Annotated in this window: 12 protein-coding genes; 5 read left to right on the top strand and 7 right to left on the bottom strand. The window is 40.5% G+C overall.

Going from position 1 to position 18,775, the window contains the following annotated elements; translation table 11 throughout:
• Positions 1-16: 16 nt before the first annotated feature.
• The gene (gene ileS, locus NBH15_RS13145) at positions 17-3,445 is read right to left on the bottom strand and encodes an isoleucine--tRNA ligase (protein ID WP_250822808.1); all 3,429 of its coding nucleotides are present in this window, start codon (positions 3,443-3,445) and stop codon (positions 17-19) included.
• Positions 3,446-3,701: 256 nt separating this feature from the next.
• On the opposite strand from ileS, the gene NBH15_RS13140 reads away from it, so the two are divergent.
• Positions 3,702-3,860, top strand: coding sequence for a hypothetical protein (locus NBH15_RS13140; RefSeq protein ID WP_199676316.1), 159 nt, complete (start codon positions 3,702-3,704; stop codon positions 3,858-3,860).
• Between the two features lie 268 nt (positions 3,861-4,128).
• On the opposite strand, the gene NBH15_RS13135 is transcribed toward NBH15_RS13140, so the two are convergent.
• Positions 4,129-6,204: a BT4734/BF3469 family protein gene (locus tag NBH15_RS13135; RefSeq protein ID WP_046145138.1), complete on the bottom strand. Its 2,076-nt coding sequence runs from the start codon at positions 6,202-6,204 to the stop codon at positions 4,129-4,131.
• A gap of 254 nt (positions 6,205-6,458) precedes the next feature.
• On the opposite strand from NBH15_RS13135, the gene NBH15_RS13130 reads away from it, so the two are divergent.
• A complete protein-coding gene (locus NBH15_RS13130) occupies positions 6,459-7,064 on the top strand; it encodes an HU family DNA-binding protein (RefSeq protein WP_046145139.1) in 606 nt (201 codons plus the stop codon).
• 75 nt (positions 7,065-7,139) lie between these two features.
• On the opposite strand, the gene NBH15_RS13125 is transcribed toward NBH15_RS13130, so the two are convergent.
• Positions 7,140-8,693, bottom strand: coding sequence for a PD-(D/E)XK nuclease domain-containing ATP-binding protein (locus NBH15_RS13125; RefSeq protein WP_187386425.1), 1,554 nt, complete (start codon positions 8,691-8,693; stop codon positions 7,140-7,142).
• 341 nt (positions 8,694-9,034) lie between these two features.
• On the opposite strand from NBH15_RS13125, the gene tnpA reads away from it, so the two are divergent.
• From tnpA to tnpC, 3 genes are all read left to right on the top strand, one after another.
• A complete protein-coding gene (tnpA, locus tag NBH15_RS13120; protein WP_046145141.1) occupies positions 9,035-9,358 on the top strand; it encodes an IS66 family insertion sequence element accessory protein TnpA in 324 nt (107 codons plus the stop codon).
• Positions 9,351-9,719, top strand: coding sequence for an IS66 family insertion sequence element accessory protein TnpB (gene tnpB / locus NBH15_RS13115; protein WP_046145142.1), 369 nt, complete (start codon positions 9,351-9,353; stop codon positions 9,717-9,719). The genes tnpA and tnpB overlap by 8 nt, the downstream gene beginning before the upstream one ends.
• Before the next feature lie 88 nt (positions 9,720-9,807).
• Positions 9,808-11,268: an IS66 family transposase gene (tnpC, locus tag NBH15_RS13110; RefSeq protein ID WP_046145143.1), complete on the top strand. Its 1,461-nt coding sequence runs from the start codon at positions 9,808-9,810 to the stop codon at positions 11,266-11,268.
• 303 nt (positions 11,269-11,571) lie between these two features.
• Here the strand turns inward: tnpC and NBH15_RS13105 are convergent, their stop codons facing one another.
• The 4 genes from NBH15_RS13105 to NBH15_RS13090 all read right to left on the bottom strand — a co-directional run bounded on the left by NBH15_RS13105 (position 11,572) and on the right by NBH15_RS13090 (position 18,758).
• Positions 11,572-12,471, bottom strand: a complete 900-nt coding sequence (locus NBH15_RS13105) for a metallophosphoesterase (protein WP_046145144.1) — start codon at positions 12,469-12,471, stop codon at positions 11,572-11,574.
• Between the two features lie 159 nt (positions 12,472-12,630).
• The gene (locus NBH15_RS13100; protein WP_046146364.1) at positions 12,631-13,542 is read right to left on the bottom strand and encodes an endonuclease/exonuclease/phosphatase family protein; all 912 of its coding nucleotides are present in this window, start codon (positions 13,540-13,542) and stop codon (positions 12,631-12,633) included.
• A 57-nt stretch (positions 13,543-13,599) separates the two neighbouring features.
• Positions 13,600-15,390: a RagB/SusD family nutrient uptake outer membrane protein gene (locus tag NBH15_RS13095; protein ID WP_046145145.1), complete on the bottom strand. Its 1,791-nt coding sequence runs from the start codon at positions 15,388-15,390 to the stop codon at positions 13,600-13,602.
• Between the two features lie 11 nt (positions 15,391-15,401).
• Complete coding sequence (locus tag NBH15_RS13090; protein ID WP_167769553.1) at positions 15,402-18,758, bottom strand: TonB-dependent receptor; 3,357 nt, start codon at positions 18,756-18,758, stop codon at positions 15,402-15,404.
• Positions 18,759-18,775 lie beyond the last annotated feature (17 nt).

Below are 18,775 nucleotides of genomic sequence, written 5' to 3'. Positions count from 1 at the left end.
TTTTTTATAGAAAAAATCACTCTTTTTCGATTCGTACCGACAGATTGAAATCTTCGAAATCAAGGACGGTCGCATCGCTTATGGCATGTTCCGTTATTTCAACAGATACAGCCAGCACCTGGTTCGCAATGTACTCATTAAATTCCTTAATTGCGTCATCCATCTCATCGGTCGAAAGAACAGTCACGACAATCTTATCGGTGATATCGTAACCGTTGCTCTTACGCAAGTTCTGGATACGGTTCACCAATTCGCGTGCCAAACCTTCCTTACGCAGGCTTTCAGTGACTGTGATATCAAGAGCTACGGTCAGACGGCCTTCATTGGCAACCAACCAGCCCGGGATATCTTCCGAGATAATTTCAACATCCGTACGTTCGATAGTTGCATCCTGTCCTTCCACATTCAACGTGAATGTTCCGGCAGCTTCGAAAGCAAGGATATCCTCCTGGCTCATGCTTTGGATAGCGGCAGCCAGACTCTTCATGATCTTACCGTAACGCGGGCCTAACTTCTTAAAGTCCGGCTTGATACGTTTTACCAGGATTCCGGCAGCGTTATCGACAAACTTCAGTTCCTTCACATTCACTTCGTTCAGGATCAGATTCTTCACAGCTTCGATACTTTCCTGCTGATGGGCATCCATAACCGGCACCATAATGGTTTGAAGCGGCTGACGAACTTTGATATTCACTTTACGACGCAAAGCCAGCACCATGGACGAAACATCCTGCGCCATCTTCATACGTTCTTCCAGATCTTTATCGATCAATGCTTCATCATATTTCGGGAAATCGGATAAGTGGACAGACTCAACCGTCTCACGTCCGGTTACAGCAATCAGGTCGCAGAACAACTGATCGGCATAGAACGGAGCAATCGGAGCCATCAACTTGGCTATCGTTTCCAGGCAAGTATATAAAGTCTGGTAAGCCGACAACTTATCGGTTGTCATACCACCACCCCAGAAACGGCGACGGTTCAGACGTACATACCAGTTACTCAGGTTATCGTTTACAAATTCGGAGATAGCACGTCCCGCACGGGTCGGTTCGTAGGTATCATAGAAACCGTCCACATCTTTCACCAATGTATTCAGCAAAGAAAGAATCCAGCGGTCGATCTCCGGGCGTTCGTTCAGAGGAACATCCGGTTCCGAATAATCGAAGCCGTCCACATTTGCATACAGTGAGAAGAATGAATAGGTATTATATAATGTACCGAAGAACTTACGGCGCACTTCATCCATTCCGTCGATATCGAACTTGATGTTATCCCACGGAGATGCATTCGTAATCATATACCAACGCAACGGGTCGGAACCATATTGTTCGATTGTAGAGAACGGATCGACAGCATTTCCCAGACGTTTGGACATCTTATTACCATTCTTGTCCAATACCAGACCGTTGGAAACAACCGCTTTATAAGCCACGCTATCGAATACCATTGTTGCCAGCGCATGCAGGGTAAAGAACCAACCACGTGTCTGGTCGACACCTTCCGCGATAAAGTCGGCCGGATAAACCGTACGGTTATCCAGTATTTCCTTATTCTCGAACGGATAATGGATCTGTGCATAAGGCATCGCACCTGAGTCGAACCAAACGTCGATCAGGTCTGTCTCACGTTTCATCGGCTTACCGCTTTCAGAAACCAGGATCACCTCATCCACATACGGACGGTGCAAGTCGATCTTTTCGTAATTATCCTTATTATATTCACCCGGATTGAATCCTTTATCCTTATAAGGATTGCTTTCCATGAATCCGGCTTTAACAGCCTTTTCTATTTCGTTGTATAGTTCTTCCACCGAACCGATACATTTTTCTTCCGTTCCGTCTTCCGTACGCCAGATTGGTAACGGAGTACCCCAATAACGGCTACGGCTCAAGTTCCAGTCCTGCAGGTTTTCCAACCATTTACCGAAACGTCCCGTACCGGTGCTCTGCGGCTTCCAGTTGATCGTATTATTCAGTTCGATCATACGATCACGGCAGGCTGTTGTGCGGATAAACCAGCTATCCAACGGATAATACAACACCGGTTTGTCGGTACGCCAGCAGTGCGGGTAGTTGTGTACATGCTTTTCGATGCGGAACACGCGGTTCTGCACTTTCAGCATCATACATATTTCGATATCCAATGTTTCGTCTTTATCGGTTTTCTCCGGATCGTACGCATTTTTTACGAACTTACCCTGGAACGGATCATAGTCGGCCGCATTCATACAGGTCTGTACGAATTCAGGATCCAGGTCTTCCAGCAGATAGAACTTACCGGTCATATCCACCATCGGACGTCTGTAGCCATCCTTGTCGATCATCATCAACGGCGGCACACCGGCCACCTTAGCCACACGGTCGTCATCCGCACCGAAAGTCGGAGCGATATGTACGATACCCGTACCGTCTTCGGTTGTCACAAAGTCACCATTGATTACGCGGAAAGCACCTTCGCCCGGATTTACCCACGGAATCAGCTGCTCGTAATGCATACCGGCCAGTTCGGAACCTTTCCATTCGCCAACCACCTTAAACGGTATCAGCTTATCGCCTATCTTATAATCAGATAATTCCAGGTCGGCAGCTTTCGGATTGAAATGCGCACCCATCAAATCCTTCGCCAATACCACCGTCATCGGCATACCGGTATACGGGTTATAAGTCTGAACAGCCACATAAGAGATGTTCGGTCCCATACAAAGAGCCGTATTTGAAGGCAATGTCCACGGAGTAGTCGTCCATGCCAGGAAGAATGCATCACCGAACTGTGCCATTTCGGGCTTCGGATCGAGGATATGGAATTGTGCCGTACAAGTCGTATCTTTCACATCTTTATAGCATCCCGGCTGGTTCAACTCATGTGAGCTAAGACCTGTTCCGGCTGCCGGCGAATACGGTTGGATCGTATATCCTTTGTACAGCAAACCTTTTTTATATAATTCTTTCAGCAGATACCACAGCGTTTCGATGTAACGGTTATCGTAGGTGATATACGGATTTTCCATATCCACCCAATAGCCCATCTTGTTAGTGAGGTCTTCCCATTCTTTGGTAAACTTCATCACATCGCGGCGGCAAGCTGCATTATAGTCAGCGACAGAAATCTTCTTGCCGATATCTTCCTTGGTTATACCCATGGATTTCTCCACGCCCAACTCAACCGGCAGGCCGTGCGTATCCCATCCTGCCTTACGGTTGACCAGGAATCCTTTCATGGTCTTGTAACGGCAGAAAATGTCCTTAATCGAACGGGCAATAACGTGGTGAATACCCGGCATACCATTTGCAGAAGGCGGTCCTTCGTAAAATACAAATGAGGGGTATCCTTCGCGGATTTCAAGACTCTTGTGGAAGATGTCGCCATCCTGCCACTTCTTCAGCACCTCTTTATTGACATTCGATAAGTCAAACTTAGAATATTCGGCAAATTTCTTACTCATTTCGCGTTATATTTATCTTTCTTCTAAAAATGCCGCAAAGTTAGTGATTTAATTCTAATTAGGCAATAAAGAAATTCGTAGAACCTGATTGGATTTTACAAAGCTAAGTAATCTCCCTTTCAAAAAATTGTATGTTTAACAAAACATAGTCTTAATTCATTCGTATATTCTTGATCTTTCCTAAACTAAATAGGAGAAAGATCAAGAATAATATTTATCTTTGTATCGGATTTATAAACTATAAACAATTATTACGATGGCCAAACCGATAAAAGAGACTCCAATCATATTTGGAGAAGACGCAAAGCATTTTAATCAATCCATTAAGGATGTGAAACCAGCTTCTGACGATGAAAAAAGACGTATAAAGGAAGCTTACGAGAATATAAAGAAAATAGCAACCTTTATGATGTGAACATGAAATTAGCAAAGTTGGAAGAATTAGAAAAGATAAAACCGTTTGATTGCGGCGACGCGGATTTCTGACAAGTTTCACAAAACTTTCTCCGCATACTCCTTAATCTTCTGCGGATTGTACCGGGTATCCACATAAGCAGTCTTTAATAAAGTAACTATTGCCGTAACTCTTACTCAAAAGTTTTCCAATTTTTTCCTTCATTTATTCATCCGCAAAGCTATAACACTAAGAATAAACGCCTTGCAGATGAACAAAATGAAGAATATCATCCGATCTCCTCTACATGATACAAATTTCCACGCAAAGCGTGGCGAGAAGGATAGTTATTTCGGCGCAGCAAACGGCCAAAGCCATTGATCGTTGTGTTACTGAAACTAAGGCGGCTACGCTTACGGATATGTTGCATGATCTCAGCTACTGATAACCAATCGCCTCCATCTTCCCCAACAGGAACGGCACGAAAATACTGCAACAACAACTGCTCTTCCACCGGCACTTGCTCAAATGCCTCATTCTGCCGAGTAACAGCCAGTTCCTCTTCATGCGTAAACCAATAACGTTCGCCTGCCCGCAACAAATAAATGGCCTGAGCATATAGCTGGTCATGGTCAACCAAATAGCGGCGGTCGATCTCCCCTTTAATTTCAACACAAAGGAAACGACGGCTACCGGTCGGATCGGATAACAGGTCCATATTATTACAAGTCCCGACAAATCCGGCATACCGTTTCAACACCCGAACACTCGATTTATAAGGCTTGCGGGTATTCACCTCCGGCTTCTGAAGCAGATGTTTCAGGAAAGACTGGCGGGAAGCCCCCACCGAATCGAACTCATCGATATTGATCAGGGCAAATCGATGCAGCATCAGTTCGGCGTCACGGCGATTCCCAAAATCAATGCTATCCGTATAAAAGTCGCGCAGAACAGGCGGCAACAGATTACGGCACCAGGTAGACTTTCCACATCCCTGCTCACCCACCAGCAAAGGCAAGACACTGTTGGCATACACGCTACTCATCTGTTTCCATTGGGCAACCAGCCCCAAAAACCAGCGATAAAAATGATTGCGCCACAGTTTCGACGATGTCGGCACGGTATCCGCCAATGCACGGATATGATCTTTCCCATCCCATTCGGGCAAATGATCCAAATAATCATCCAGCGGATTGAACAGCGGTATCTTATTGGAATAGATATAGCGTTTCACATCGCGATCCCATAAATCAAGTCCTTCGGCTTGTGCATGCAAAGAGATCGTATTGAGCACCTCCTCTGTGACCGGGAAAAAATCATAATAATAGGAACGCCGCTCGCGATACTCCACCTCCCCTTTCAACTCATTCCGTCGCAATTCATACCGTCGTTTCATAAACTCTTCCATCCGGAGCACCAGATTCTGGCAAGCCGGCATCACCGGACCAACACCATAATATTTATCCAGCAGATAGGCATTATGCACAGCCGCCCGCAATTCCGTTTCACTACGCCGGAAGTGCATGTTCGCATACGACCATTTCAGCACATCTTCCTCCGGTATGCCTGCCCGCAGGCAATTCTCTGCCAAACGGACCAACAACGTGTCCTCTTCCGCATCCCCCAGTTCCTTTTTCACCTCCTCTATCGCCTTTTTCAGAGCTACCTGATAGAGCAGATAAACAGAACTACTACGTTCGTGCCCCGCCTCCATCCGCTGAAGCGGCAACGGTTCTTGCTGTTTCACGTCGCGAAAAGTCGGTTCGCCAGGCATTTGCAAAGGCTGTTCGAGTGTTGCCGGAACAGCCGCCGGATTATAATAAAGATCGGGATCATAGGAGATACGGCAAGACTGCTCTATAACCGGTTGCCGGAAAGCGATATCCCGCTGCAATTGCATCCGGTAATAATTGAGTGCCAATTGGTAAGCATGTGCATGAAACCACCCCGCCAGTTCACAGTTACGAGGCAAAGAACCGTCCGGCAATGTAAAAGGTACAACAATCTTCACACTTTTACGGCTTGAGCCGATAAAAGCAAGCAGTGTTTGCAGCGAACCGGCTGCCTTCCGTCGCACCTCCGTCGCCTCCGTATACCCGGACAGATTACCGACTTCGAGAAGGACAAGACCATTGTAGGCTGCCATTTTCATCTCTCCGTTCTTCTTCCGGTATTCGGCACCAAAAACAATCCGGGGCAGTTTACTTGCCGCCGGACAAGGACAACCCGGAGGAGTATCCTCCGGGTTGTCCCGGAATTCTTCTACTGCACGACCGGACGCACGGTCCTTCATCGTATCGACTAATTCACTAAGCGAAAAGGTTTTAACGGACTTACTTCCGTCTTTATACTGTGTTATATTCATTTGCTTGTAATTTAAGGTGTATTTTCTGTTTAAAGATAAGAAAAAAAGCTATGGACAACAAGGTTTCTATCGATTATTATTTATATCTTTAGTGCGTTATTCTTTCTTGTTTGTCAATTGTCAAACGCTTATTCAACAGTAGTCTTACAAGCGTTTGTCAGCTTTCAAACAAGCGTATGACAGTTGGCAGATAAATTAAAAGAAAGCACTCCGGCATTACCGGATGCCTGGTTACACCTTAAACAATAACTGATATGTGTGCAAGATATCGAATGGTTCGCACTCCGAACCCTACTGGAGAGAAGAAAAAACAAGCGTTGCATCCGCGTGTAGTACCTCTCGGGACACTCCATACCGACGATTTAATCGAAGAAGTCGAAAACCGTTCGGGAATTTCGGGAGCAGACATCAAAGGGGCTTTACGGGTCCTTGCAGATGTGGTAGCCGACAGATTGGAACAAGGCTACAATGTCGAAGTAGAGAATTTTGGCTTCCTCAGCGTTTCGCTTTCTTCACGCCCGGTCATGGATAAGAAGGAAATCCGTAGCGAATCGATTCATTTCAAGAATGTCAACTTCCGCTGCGGAAAATACCTGAAAAGTAAATTAAAAACAATGGATCTGGAACGCATGCCGGAAGGAAAAGGAGTGTTACCCCCTTTCGGGGAACGGGTCCGCAGGCTGATGGAATATCTGGAAAAACATCACTATATCACTTGCAGCGATTACCGGGAACTGACAGGTTGTTCCAAGTATCGTGCTTTAGAAGACCTGAAAAAGCTGATCGATGAAGGTAAATTGGAGAAAAACGGGTATCGAAGCACTAGGGTTTATTCATTGCCTTCATCTGAAAAACATTGATAATAAACAACAAGCTTTTACAGATGAAGGAATGAAGGATTATTTTCGAAAAACTTTTTTCAGAGAAAGAGAATCTTACGACCGGACGATCCACTCCGCAATATTCCGCGTTTCATTATCGAAACTCACACCGATTTTAAACAGAGTCCGCGGGTCGGATGCGAACGGCAAAGCGTATTGCCTGTCTTCGATCTGTTGCAATGCCTCTTCTGCCGTTCCATTCAACTTGAACTCCATGACATAAAAGTAACGGTCGGTCTGCAACACCAAATCTATACGACCACGTGATGTACGATATTCCACTTGGGCATAAAAACCGACCAGCTTGAAAACTATAAACAAGACATTCTGGTAATGTACCTCCAAATTGCGGATCAACTCGTAAGGCGTATCGGTAAAGAAACTTTGAAGGCGAACTAAGAACGCATCCACATCACCCTTACGGATATCTCTAACAAAATGTTGAACTTGGAATGCGGTGTCACCCGCTTTTACGGATGTATAAAAAGGCAACAGATAACGGGTAAAACCTTCGGCGACTTCCTCGTTTGGAAAACCAAGCGTGTACATCTTAAACTCCGGATCATAATCCTTGATCGTCAGATAACCACTTTGGTAAATGACCGGTATGGGATTGTATGAAACGGCATCAATGCTGTTCAACACGTCCACATCCGTTTCCGTATGCGCCATGCGATACAAGTCATAATCCGTGCGCTTCAACAATTCTACCAAATAAGTGGGGGTTCCCGTCTCAAACCAATAACTACCCAACTGCTTATATTTAAAGGCATTCAAAAGACTGAACGGATTATAAACGCCCGGACTGCCTGCCGTGAAATGATAACCGTCATACTGCTTCTTCAGCAAAGAACAAGTCCCTTCAAACGTGAGGTTCAACGAAGCTCCCAATGCATGGATATCGTCATCAAAATAGGCATGCAACTCTTCTTCCGATATGCCGCAAAGGGTTACATACGGATCACGCATGGACAAATCGTCCAAGTTATTCAAATCGCTGAACACGCTTACTTTGCCAAACTTCGTGACACCGGTCAGCAAGGCAAAGCGGATCGCACCGTCCATCGTCTTCAATACCCCATAGAAGGGTTTCAGCATATTACGGAACTCTTCCTGGAGTGCTTCATTGCCAATCGCCTGCAACAATGGCTTATCATATTCATCCACCAGGATGACCACACGCCGCCCCGTCTTCTCATATGCACGGCGAACAATTCCCTTAAAACGAAGTTCAGGTGTCTTCTCCGTTTCCGAACGCCCATACAGGAGTTCCCAATTATGTAACGTATCATCCAAGACATACATCAATTGTTCCACCGAGTCATACTTGCCGGTATTCAAATCCAAATGCAGAATCGGATACTCTATCCAATCCTTCTCCAACTGCTCCATCGCCAAACCTTTGAATAACTCTTTCTTTCCCTGGAAATAGGCTTCCAAAGTAGATATCAACAGGCTTTTACCGAAACGGCGGGGGCGGCTCAGGAAATAATAACGTCCCGTCTGAACCAATTGATAAATCAATGCGGTCTTATCAACATAAAGAAAACCGTCTTTACGAAGACTTTCAAAGTTCTGTATACCTATCGGATAAAGTGTTGCCATAATCTGCTTTTGTTTTCGTACCAAGACAAAAGTAATTAAAAAATAGAGATAATGGATTATTAAAAAACTTTTGTTTGAAAAAAGATACCTCTACCATCATCAGGGCAACCGCACCAAAATAGTTCTCGCCCGAAAGAAAACGGATGGGGAACTGTTCTTTTTCCGAATAAGTGCCGTTTTTGCCGACACAAAACACCGTTTTACATAATCGAAATGGTAGTTTAAGGTCATGAGAAAGTCCGCGACGGAAACAATTTTCGTAAGCATTCGAAGAAATGCACCTTTTAGACTTTGAGGTTTGGTTGTAGCTTTGCGGCAGCGAATACAATCAAATCTCAATTATTATGAACAGACAAGAATTTGAAGAATTAGAATTACAGGTGCAACAAAGCAACCTGCCGTTGAAGTCGTACCTTCAACAGATAGGTGTAAGTTATTCAACCTATCACTACCGGCGTAGAAAATGTTCCGCTGACAGTAACAGTGTCAGACAGGAGTTGGCTCCCATCAGTTTTAAACAGGCAGTTACGGAGTCTTTCCAGGAAGAACAATTGCTTTATGGTGTGGCCCTGCTGTTTCCCAATGGGCTTCGTGCCCACTTTGGAAGCGGTTCAAAAGATATACTGATGGAAGTTTTAAGCCAAAGTCTTCGAGGCGGCCATGTTTAACCTGAACGACACGATGCGCTACTTCCTGTGTCCGGGCAGGACAGATATGCGCAAGGGTATCAGTTCGCTATGCGGAGTGGTACATGAGAAGATGAACAGTGAAGTGAGGAACGGTGATGTCTTCATCTTCATCGGCTCCAGCCGCAGACTCATGAAACTGCTTCATGCCGAAGACGGAGGTATGGTAATGTATGTAAAACGCCTGGAGGCCGGTCGCTTCAAACTGCCGGAGTATGATTCCAAATCAAACAGCTACCCCATGGAGTGGCGCGACCTGGTGATGATGGTTGAAGGCATACAGGAAAACCCGGAACAGAGGCTCCGGCGGTTGAGGGCTGAACGTAAGGAATACCATGTATAACATGCTTCTCAGTGAGAGCAAAAGTACGGATATTGTTGTGTAATTCACTATAATTTAGTATATTTACATCAACAAAAAGGTACAGACAATGGAAGAAAAGGAAATATTACTCAAGACGACAGAAGGGCTGAATGCCTCTATAGTCTCATTGTCTACTACTAATAAGAATCAATCCGAACAGATAAAAAATCTGCAGGAACGTATCAAGGAGTTGACGGCTCAGGTCGCATGGCTGAACCGTCAGCTCTTTGGTCGTAAATCGGAGAAACTCCGCGTATATGATCCTAATATGCCCGATCTCTTTGCCGGCGAGTTTTCCGGACTCCGGCAACAGGTGGAAGAAAAGCGGGACGAGGCTGTGAAAAAGATTGAGAAGGAATCGGTGGAAGACGGAAAACGAAATCGTCAGAACCGCAAAATGACAGAGGACTTACCCGTATTGGAGACCGATACAATAGAACCGAAAGGCGTAGAAATAGCTCCCATGCCGCTGATGCCGGTCGACAAGTGCATCGCTGATACCAGTCTTCTTGCCGAAATATTGCTTCAGAAGTATGAATATCATGTCCCGTTCTACCGTCAGATACAACAATACCGCCATCTTGGAATGAAAGGTCTGACCGAAAGTACACTGACCGGCTGGTTCAAGAAAACAGTAGAACTGCTTAAGCCTCTGTATGAAGAACTCAAACGGGAAGTCTTCTTCTGCGACTATGTACAAGCGGACGAGACTACAGTTCCGGTCATTAACAGGGAAAAGCACAAGGCCGACAAGGAATATCTTTGGATGGTAAGATCAGTCATGGAGAAACTGGTCATCTTCCATTACGACGGAGGATCACGAGCCGGAGCGGTCATCGAATCCCTGGCAAATCAATATAACTTCAAGGGATATCTTCAATGTGACGGTTTTGCAGGCTATGAAACAGCCTTCAAAACCAACCCCAACGTGCGGCTGCTCAACTGTCTGGTTCATATCCGTCGTCATTTTGAGCAAACGTTGGATGAAAACAGGGAGATGGCCCAACATGCACTGACTCAGATACAGCATATCTATAAAATAGAACGTCAGTGTGACGAAGCCGGCCTGTCATATGATGAGCGCAGACAGACGCGTCAGGAACTGTCCAGGCCAATCATGGAGGCAATGAAGGTCTGGATGGAGACAGAAGGCATTAAATACAGTCCAAGTTCTTTGACAGGCAAGGTCATTACATATGCCTATACCAAATGGGATAATATTATGAGATGCCTGGACGATGGCCGCCTGTACTGGGATAATAATCTGGCGGAAAATGTCCAACGACCCATTACTTTGAGCAGAAAAAATCTTCTCTTCTGTGGTAATCACGAAGCAGCGGTTAATATGTCTGTCATATGTTCTTTGCTGGCCACATGTAAGGCACTTGATGTAAACCCAAGGGTATACCTGAACGATGTCATCGCACAAATGCCTTATCACAAAAAGGCAACTCAAGAAGAACTTTTGAATCTACTTCCACACAAATGGAAGTTGAAACATCCGGAATGTGTACTGACAAAACAATAGGAGGTATATGGGAACTGACCACGAATGCAACATACAGGTTTAACAAAACAATAGCGACTGCTACTATAAGGTTCATAGTGACAGCCGCTAAAAAAATGCCGTATTGTCAAAGAACGATTTAGATGCCATAAATTCGGTTTCGAAGATATGGTGATTCTTATTGCTTGTGGGTTACACAACTTTAGAATCAGTCATAAAATGAGCTATATAACAATTTAATCTATATAATGTCTATTGTAATATTGCAATGGCAAATGACAGGACGACTATAACCTTTTTAATGTACTTCAATCTTGTTAACCTTCAACAACTTTTCAAATCCTTACTCGGCGTATTTCCAAATCCTATTAACTTTATATTCTTATTTGGATATACTTCAACTATCGCATAAGCATTATTTTCTGGAAAATCCCCTTCTATCATACCATTCATTGTGAAATAATGAATATGATTTTGAAAAGAATAAGATCCTTCATGATGATGCCCTTGAAAAACAGCTAAGACACGTTGAGATTCAATTAATACTTGATTTACCTGTTCAGCATTCTTTACATACAAACCCTCGTATAAGCCTGAACCCTTATCTAATAGCTGATGTATAAATATAATAACAGGTTCTTTACCTTCATGCAATTCTTGTCGTAACCATTCTAACTCTTTATCTGGAACCAATGCGATCTCCCAATTAAAATTACCAGAATCATAATCACTTTGGTCTTCCCTAAAGTTTGCATCTAAAACTATAAATTTCAATCCACCATGCTTAAATGAATAATAGCTTTTACCATTTACTTCATCAGGATTCTTGATATTAGATAGGAAATCTAATTTCGAAATACTATCCATATCATGATTTCCTAAAACATGATAAACCCTTCCAGAAAAACTTTGCAATAACTTCTCTATATCCCTTAAATAAGAGATTGTCTCTTCTTTTTGAGGATTTAAACCTTGATCTTTTAGATCTCCTAATTCTATAATAAAGTCTAAATTATGCTTTTCAAACACATCTAATGCTTCTTGTGTTTTTGCGAAAGAATCTTTATAACACCTTGTATTATTTGACTCTCTAAATGCATAATGTAAGTCTGTTATTAAACCAAACCTCACATTAACCTCTTTTCCACAAGCATTTAAAAACGGAGCTATAGCGCATCCGCTCACAAAAGTAATAGTTGATTGTAAAAAACGTCTTCTATCCATAAATCCTTTAAAAAGTCAATAGTATTATCAAATTAAACTATTGCAAGTACAAAATCTGTAGAAATATATTTGAAGTCAGATAATTGCTCTAACAACACAATATAGAAAAATTATCTTTCGGAGCTGAATGATTTATCCAAAATCAATAGTAAGGAAATATTATTTCTCTAACCGTTTATCAACCAATATATCCACACAAACTGGATAATGATCCGATATATAATCTGTTTCCCTCCCATTAAACACATAACCATCAACTACAAAAGGAGCTATTTTAGGTGATGCTAATATAAAGTCAATTCTTTCCTTTCTTTTTTTCAAACGATAATCTTGCTTTGATGTCGTCATTAACAAATGACTCGGAAAAGACATCCTCTTTTCTACAGGAACAAAAGGTTGTATAACATCCAACAAAGGAGTACCTAACAATTTTGAAATAGCAAAATAATCAAAATTCCCTGCGGGGAAATTTTCACTGTTAATTCCTCCTCGCATCAATGGTAGTAATACTGAATTATTTTCTAAATAGTCTGCATCCATCGGTGAATGAGCATTCATATCTCCCATCAAAAACAAACTGTCTAGCTTATTGGTGTTTATATAATCAACCAATATATCTGCCTCTTTCAATCTCTTTTTCCAAGAACCTGGATGTAAATGTGTTACAATAAAATCTATTCCAAAAGTTTTCACATGTAAAAAACCATGGTGAAAACTCATATTCTTAGATATTACCTCGATTGGTTTTTTTGATGATATTCCTACAGATAATCCTTTTTCTTTTAAAATAATCACATAAGGATGTCCCCATAATTTAGCACAATCCGCAAACTGTTTCTGAGTCATACTCAATTCTTGAAAAGCAGACACCTCCGGATCTTGTTGCTTTAACCAATTCACCAATTGATCTTTTCTCTCCTCTTTATTAAATGCTGATAATATATTATAAGAAGTTACTCTTATTTTTTCCCATTGGGGTTCCCAATGTTCCTCTAATGCATGAAATTGCTCTTGAGATACTACTTTAAAGACTGAAAATAAAAATACAAATATAAACAACTTTCTTTTCATAATTTTCCAATGTAATAACATGGTTTGGATGAAAATCCAAACCATGTTATGTTATTATTATTCATTCTCCCAACCTGGACTCTGAGTAAGATTAGGATTTAAAGTCAATTCTTGTTTATTTATAGGTTCATAATATAGCTTCAAATCATTATCACTATATACAGGTTGTAACTCACCATTATATGGTAAAACATAACCTTTTGTCGCTCCTGGTATCACATTCCCTTCACGATCGCCCAAGATTGCTTTAAATTTAGGTGTTCCATCCTCATTATAGGCAGCTTGTGGCCTTTTTTCCAGATCCACATAACAACCCACAAAAGGTTTTGAGAAATAACTGGCTTTTTTCCAACGTAAAATATCAGAAAAACGAGAACCGTCAAATATCAATTCTACTTGTCTTTCTCTTCGAATCTCCCATAACAAAGGTGAAATTTCAGGCGCAAATTTACCTTTCTTTGGATCATTTATTTTATTAGCAAATTCAACCGTTAAATCAGACATACCAACTCTTCGCCTCAATAAATTTATGGATTTATCCAAAACATCATTTGTACATAAACCCAACTCTTCCATTGCCTCAGCATAATTTAGCAAGATTATACTTAATGTATAAATCGGAGCATCTGTTATACCGGTAGTTGCATCTGTATTGGGTGAGTCTGGATTCCAATATTTATAAATATGATAACCAGAAGGAGAATGAATATAACCCTCACCTGTAAAAGCCGGCATAAATGGAGGTAAATCTCCTGAATAATTATGATCCATGGCCGGAAGTTGAGTTGGATTAGAATCATTATACGGTAAAACAAACGACATCAACAAGCGTGGATCTCTATCCTTAAACTCTTCTTCTAAAAATTCAGGTTCTCCTGCTATCGCTTTTGGATGTAACGGACTTACACCATAAGGTAGTCCATCTTTACATAAGTAAGCTTCAACCGCATCCTTTGTTCCCCCAAATGTACCGGTAGAAGATTCTCCAGAAGATATAGCAGTTGTCATTTGATTTGATATAACACCAGCTTCATACTGCTTATAAAGAATAATTTCCGGATTACCTGCCAAATCCAAAGATGAATATAAGGATCTATAATCCTCACACAAGGTATAACCTCTTTCCATTAATGTTTCTGAAGCCTTTATACACTCTTTCAACCATTTTTCCCAATCTTGTAAATTCAACTCCTTATGATACTTACGATAAGTACCCTCAAACAAACAAATTTCAGATTTTAAGGCTAAAGCGACATCTCTATTCACTTGATTTTCCTCATCATCTATACGGATATGTTCAACAGCAAAGTTTATATCCGCCAAAACAGAGTCCATGACTAATGCTCTTGGATCTTTAGGGTTAAATAACTCTTCACTAGAAGTTGTTAACTCCTTTCCAATCCAAGGTACATCATTAAATGCTTTTACCTTTGAAAAATATTCTTTAGCTCGGAAAAAACGTGCAACTCCCTCCCAATGCAATTTAACATCTTCATCCAAATTACAATTTCTTGCGGCAGTTACCATTATATTTATATCCCTTAACTTTTTCCAGCTCCATGAACCACCTGTCTCCGGAATTACTCTTCGATCAAATATTCGGCTATTTTGGTTCATAGCTCCCCGACAAATTTCATCTGAATTATTTTGAATTACATTCTGATCATTCCCAACTCCAAATCCATGAAAGTCGTATAAGTTCAATGCATATCCTCTAAAATCAGCCTCTGATTGCCATAAAGTTTCTTCTGTCATCTTATCTCCCGGATATTTTTCCAGAAAACTATCATTACATGCAGAAAAAGCCGTACTCAAAAGTATTGTAACTAATAATGTTTTCTTCTTCATAACTTACAATTTTAAAATTTAATATCTACACCGAAAGAAATCTCTTTAGCAAATGGATAAGTATGACTACCTCCTATTTCTGGATCTATACCTTTAGGTAATGGTGTAAACGTTAATAAGTTTTCAGCACTTACAAACAAGCGTAATTTTGATAAATATAATTTAGACAATAACGATTTAGGTAATGAATAGCCTATTGTTAAATTCTTCAATCTAACATAAGCTGCATTTTGTAAATATTTTGTTTGAACTTGTCTGTTCCATGCCCAATCAGCAATAGGTCTAGGATAATAAGCATCTGTATTTTCAGGAGTCCAAAAATCCATAGTATGCTTAAACAAAGACTCATAACTCTCAGAGAAGGCAAATATTAAACTATTACTAATCCAAAGATCCCTTTTTCCAACACCTTGGAAGAACAGGGACATATCGAACCCTTTATACTGAGCTCCCATATTAACTCCAAATTGGTAACGAGGTGATGAGTTTCCTATTATACGCTTATCACCAGGATTTTCTAATGTATTATTACCATAATCTATTTTACCATCATTATTCAAATCCTTATACTTTACATCTCCGGGCATTGGCACTCTGTTACCTGTTATTATGTCTTGATTTGGAATTCCGTCTTTATATTTTCTATTACCTTCAGAATCTACGATAAAATCATCTTCTGTAAAAAAGCGATCAGTTTCGTATCCCCAAATCTCTCCTAAATATTCTCCTTCATAATTACTAGTATATAATCCAGTAGGATTAGCAAACTTCACAATCTTAGTTCTATAATCATAAAGATTAAAACCTACATTATAAGAAAAATCACCTATTTGATCATTCCAATTTACAGACAACTCCCAGCCATTAACACGTAAGTCAGCCGCATTTTCTTTTGGAACACTTGTTCCCAAAACACCAGGTAAAACTTCACCCGGCATCAACATTCCTTCCGTTTTTCTAGAATACCATTCAAATGTTGATGTCAATCGATTGGAAAATAATCCTAAATCAACACCTAAATTCAAATTTTTCACCTCTTCCCATGTGAAATTATCATTTACAATTCCTCTAGGTGTTATTGTTACAGCCTTTTTTCCTGCCACTATCCAATTAGATAATCCGGTTCCGTAGGTTGGTATAAATGCATAAGGAGAAATAGACTGATTTCCCTGTATCCCATAAGATGCTCTTAATTTTAAATTATCTAAAAAAGTATCTGACCAATCCATAAAACTTTCCTCCGATACTCGCCAACCTAAAGAGGCAGAAGGCAAATAAACAAATCGACTGTCTTTTCTAAATTTAGAAGAACCATCATATCGATTTACCACTTCCAATAAATACTTTTCCTTATAGTTATAATTAAATCGGAAGAATCCTGATCTGGTAGACCATTCACTCAAATCATCACCGACATAAGTATTACCCATTGACAAATCCAGTGAAGGAACATTATCAGAAACCAATTTCTCTCCTTTTGCAAAGAAACTGCGAGATGTATATAATTCTTGATTATATCCTAACATTAATCTGAATTTATGATTTCCAAAGGATTTTTCATATTGCCCCCACAAATCAAATACCTGATAATTGCTTGATTTATCATCTCGTTGTAAATAATTCACCTCATTTTTATAATATTCAACACCACCACTCATAGGATGTACAGTCTGATAACTGTTTTGATGAAAGAAATCTTCTCCATCATTTCTCCTATAAGTATATCTTACATTCAATTCTAAACCTTTTATAGGTTTAATTGTCGTCATAAATTGTAGATTATAATTATTGTTTAAATTATAATTCTGTGCACCATAATCTATAATCTGAGGTGAATAACCATAGGGTAAATTATGTATGTCGTTTATCCCTGTAAGCCAAAACGTAGGACGAAGATAAGATACACTATATAAATACCAATCACCTTGAGGAATATACGGAAATTCAGTTTTGTTCCTAATATAACTTGAAGATAATTGTAATGACAACCAATCGGTAACATTAGAATTTAGTTTAATACTTATATTTTTTCTACTATATTTATCCCTATCCCTGGTCAACACACCATTTTGATTCATCAATCCTGCACTAATATGATAAGCAACTTTCTTACTACCTCCATTGACAGAAACATTATGTCTTTGAAGGAAACCAGTTTCAGTCATTACCTTAATCATATCAGTATTACCTAATGGATAAAATACTCCATCAACAATTTTATACGTATTCCTTTCTGTCGTATTTTCATATAAATCCAACCAGGTACTTACACTATGCCCCCAATAACTATCATAAGATCCTGATTTATTACCCCATGCATATCCACCATATTTTATCTGAGTTTCAGGATCAACTTTTTCAGGTAAATCTGTCGGTTTACTCCAAGATATGTTATTGGAATAATTGACTTCAATTTTTTTATCAAAAGTACCTGATTTTGTAGTAATAAGAACAACACCAAATGCTGCACGTGCTCCATAAATAGCAGAAGAAGCGGCATCTTTTAATACCGAAATAGACTCAATATCTTCAGGTGGAATCGTATTGGCATTCATTTCAACACCATCAACGAGAACCAATGGTCCTCCACCATTTAATGAAGTTGTACCACGGACATTAAATGAATAACCTGATCCCGGCTTACCATTTGATTTGGAAACTTGTAAACCTGCAACTTTACCTTGTAAAGACTGTCCAAGTTGTGTTATAGGCCTGTCCTCAATAAAGTCTTCTGATTTTATTTCTGTAACAGCTCCCGTCAAATTCACTTTCTTCTGCGTTCCATATCCCACAACAACTAATTCATCCAAAACTTCTGTATCTTCGCGAAGAGAAACATTCATCACTTCGCTTTTTCCTACTTTTATCTCTTGTGTATTATACCCTATATAAGAAAAAGAAAGAGTACTTTCGGGAGAAACTGTCAACTCATATTTTCCATCAGCATCAGTGACTATCCCGTTTGTTGTTCCTTTCTCTATCACATTTACCCCTATAATAGGTTCACCACGTTCATCCTTAACAACTCCTTTTATTCTTTTTCCCTCTTTTTGCTGAAGTTCCTGTTTTTCCGTCGACAAAATAATCTTCTTATCCACCACCGAATAACGCACATCCGTACCAGCAAACACAGTTTCCAGCACTTTAAATATATCGCTTTTCTTAGCTACGACAGAGACTCTCCGATGCAGATCGACATGTTTGATATTAAAGAAGAAAGAGAAATCTGATTGTTCCTCGATCTCATCCAACACTTCCTTTACCGTTTGGTTCCGCATCTCCAGATTCACTGTAGCCTTCTGTGCATAGCTATCTGTTGCTTGCGCCAAACCTATGGAACATAATAGTAAGAAGACTGATAACTTCATAACTCTCGGTATTTTAT

This window comes from Parabacteroides caeci (assembly GCF_023656795.1).
Lineage (GTDB): Bacteria > Bacteroidota > Bacteroidia > Bacteroidales > Tannerellaceae > Parabacteroides > Parabacteroides segnis.
This window is presented reverse-complemented; position numbering and strand designations above follow the sequence as displayed.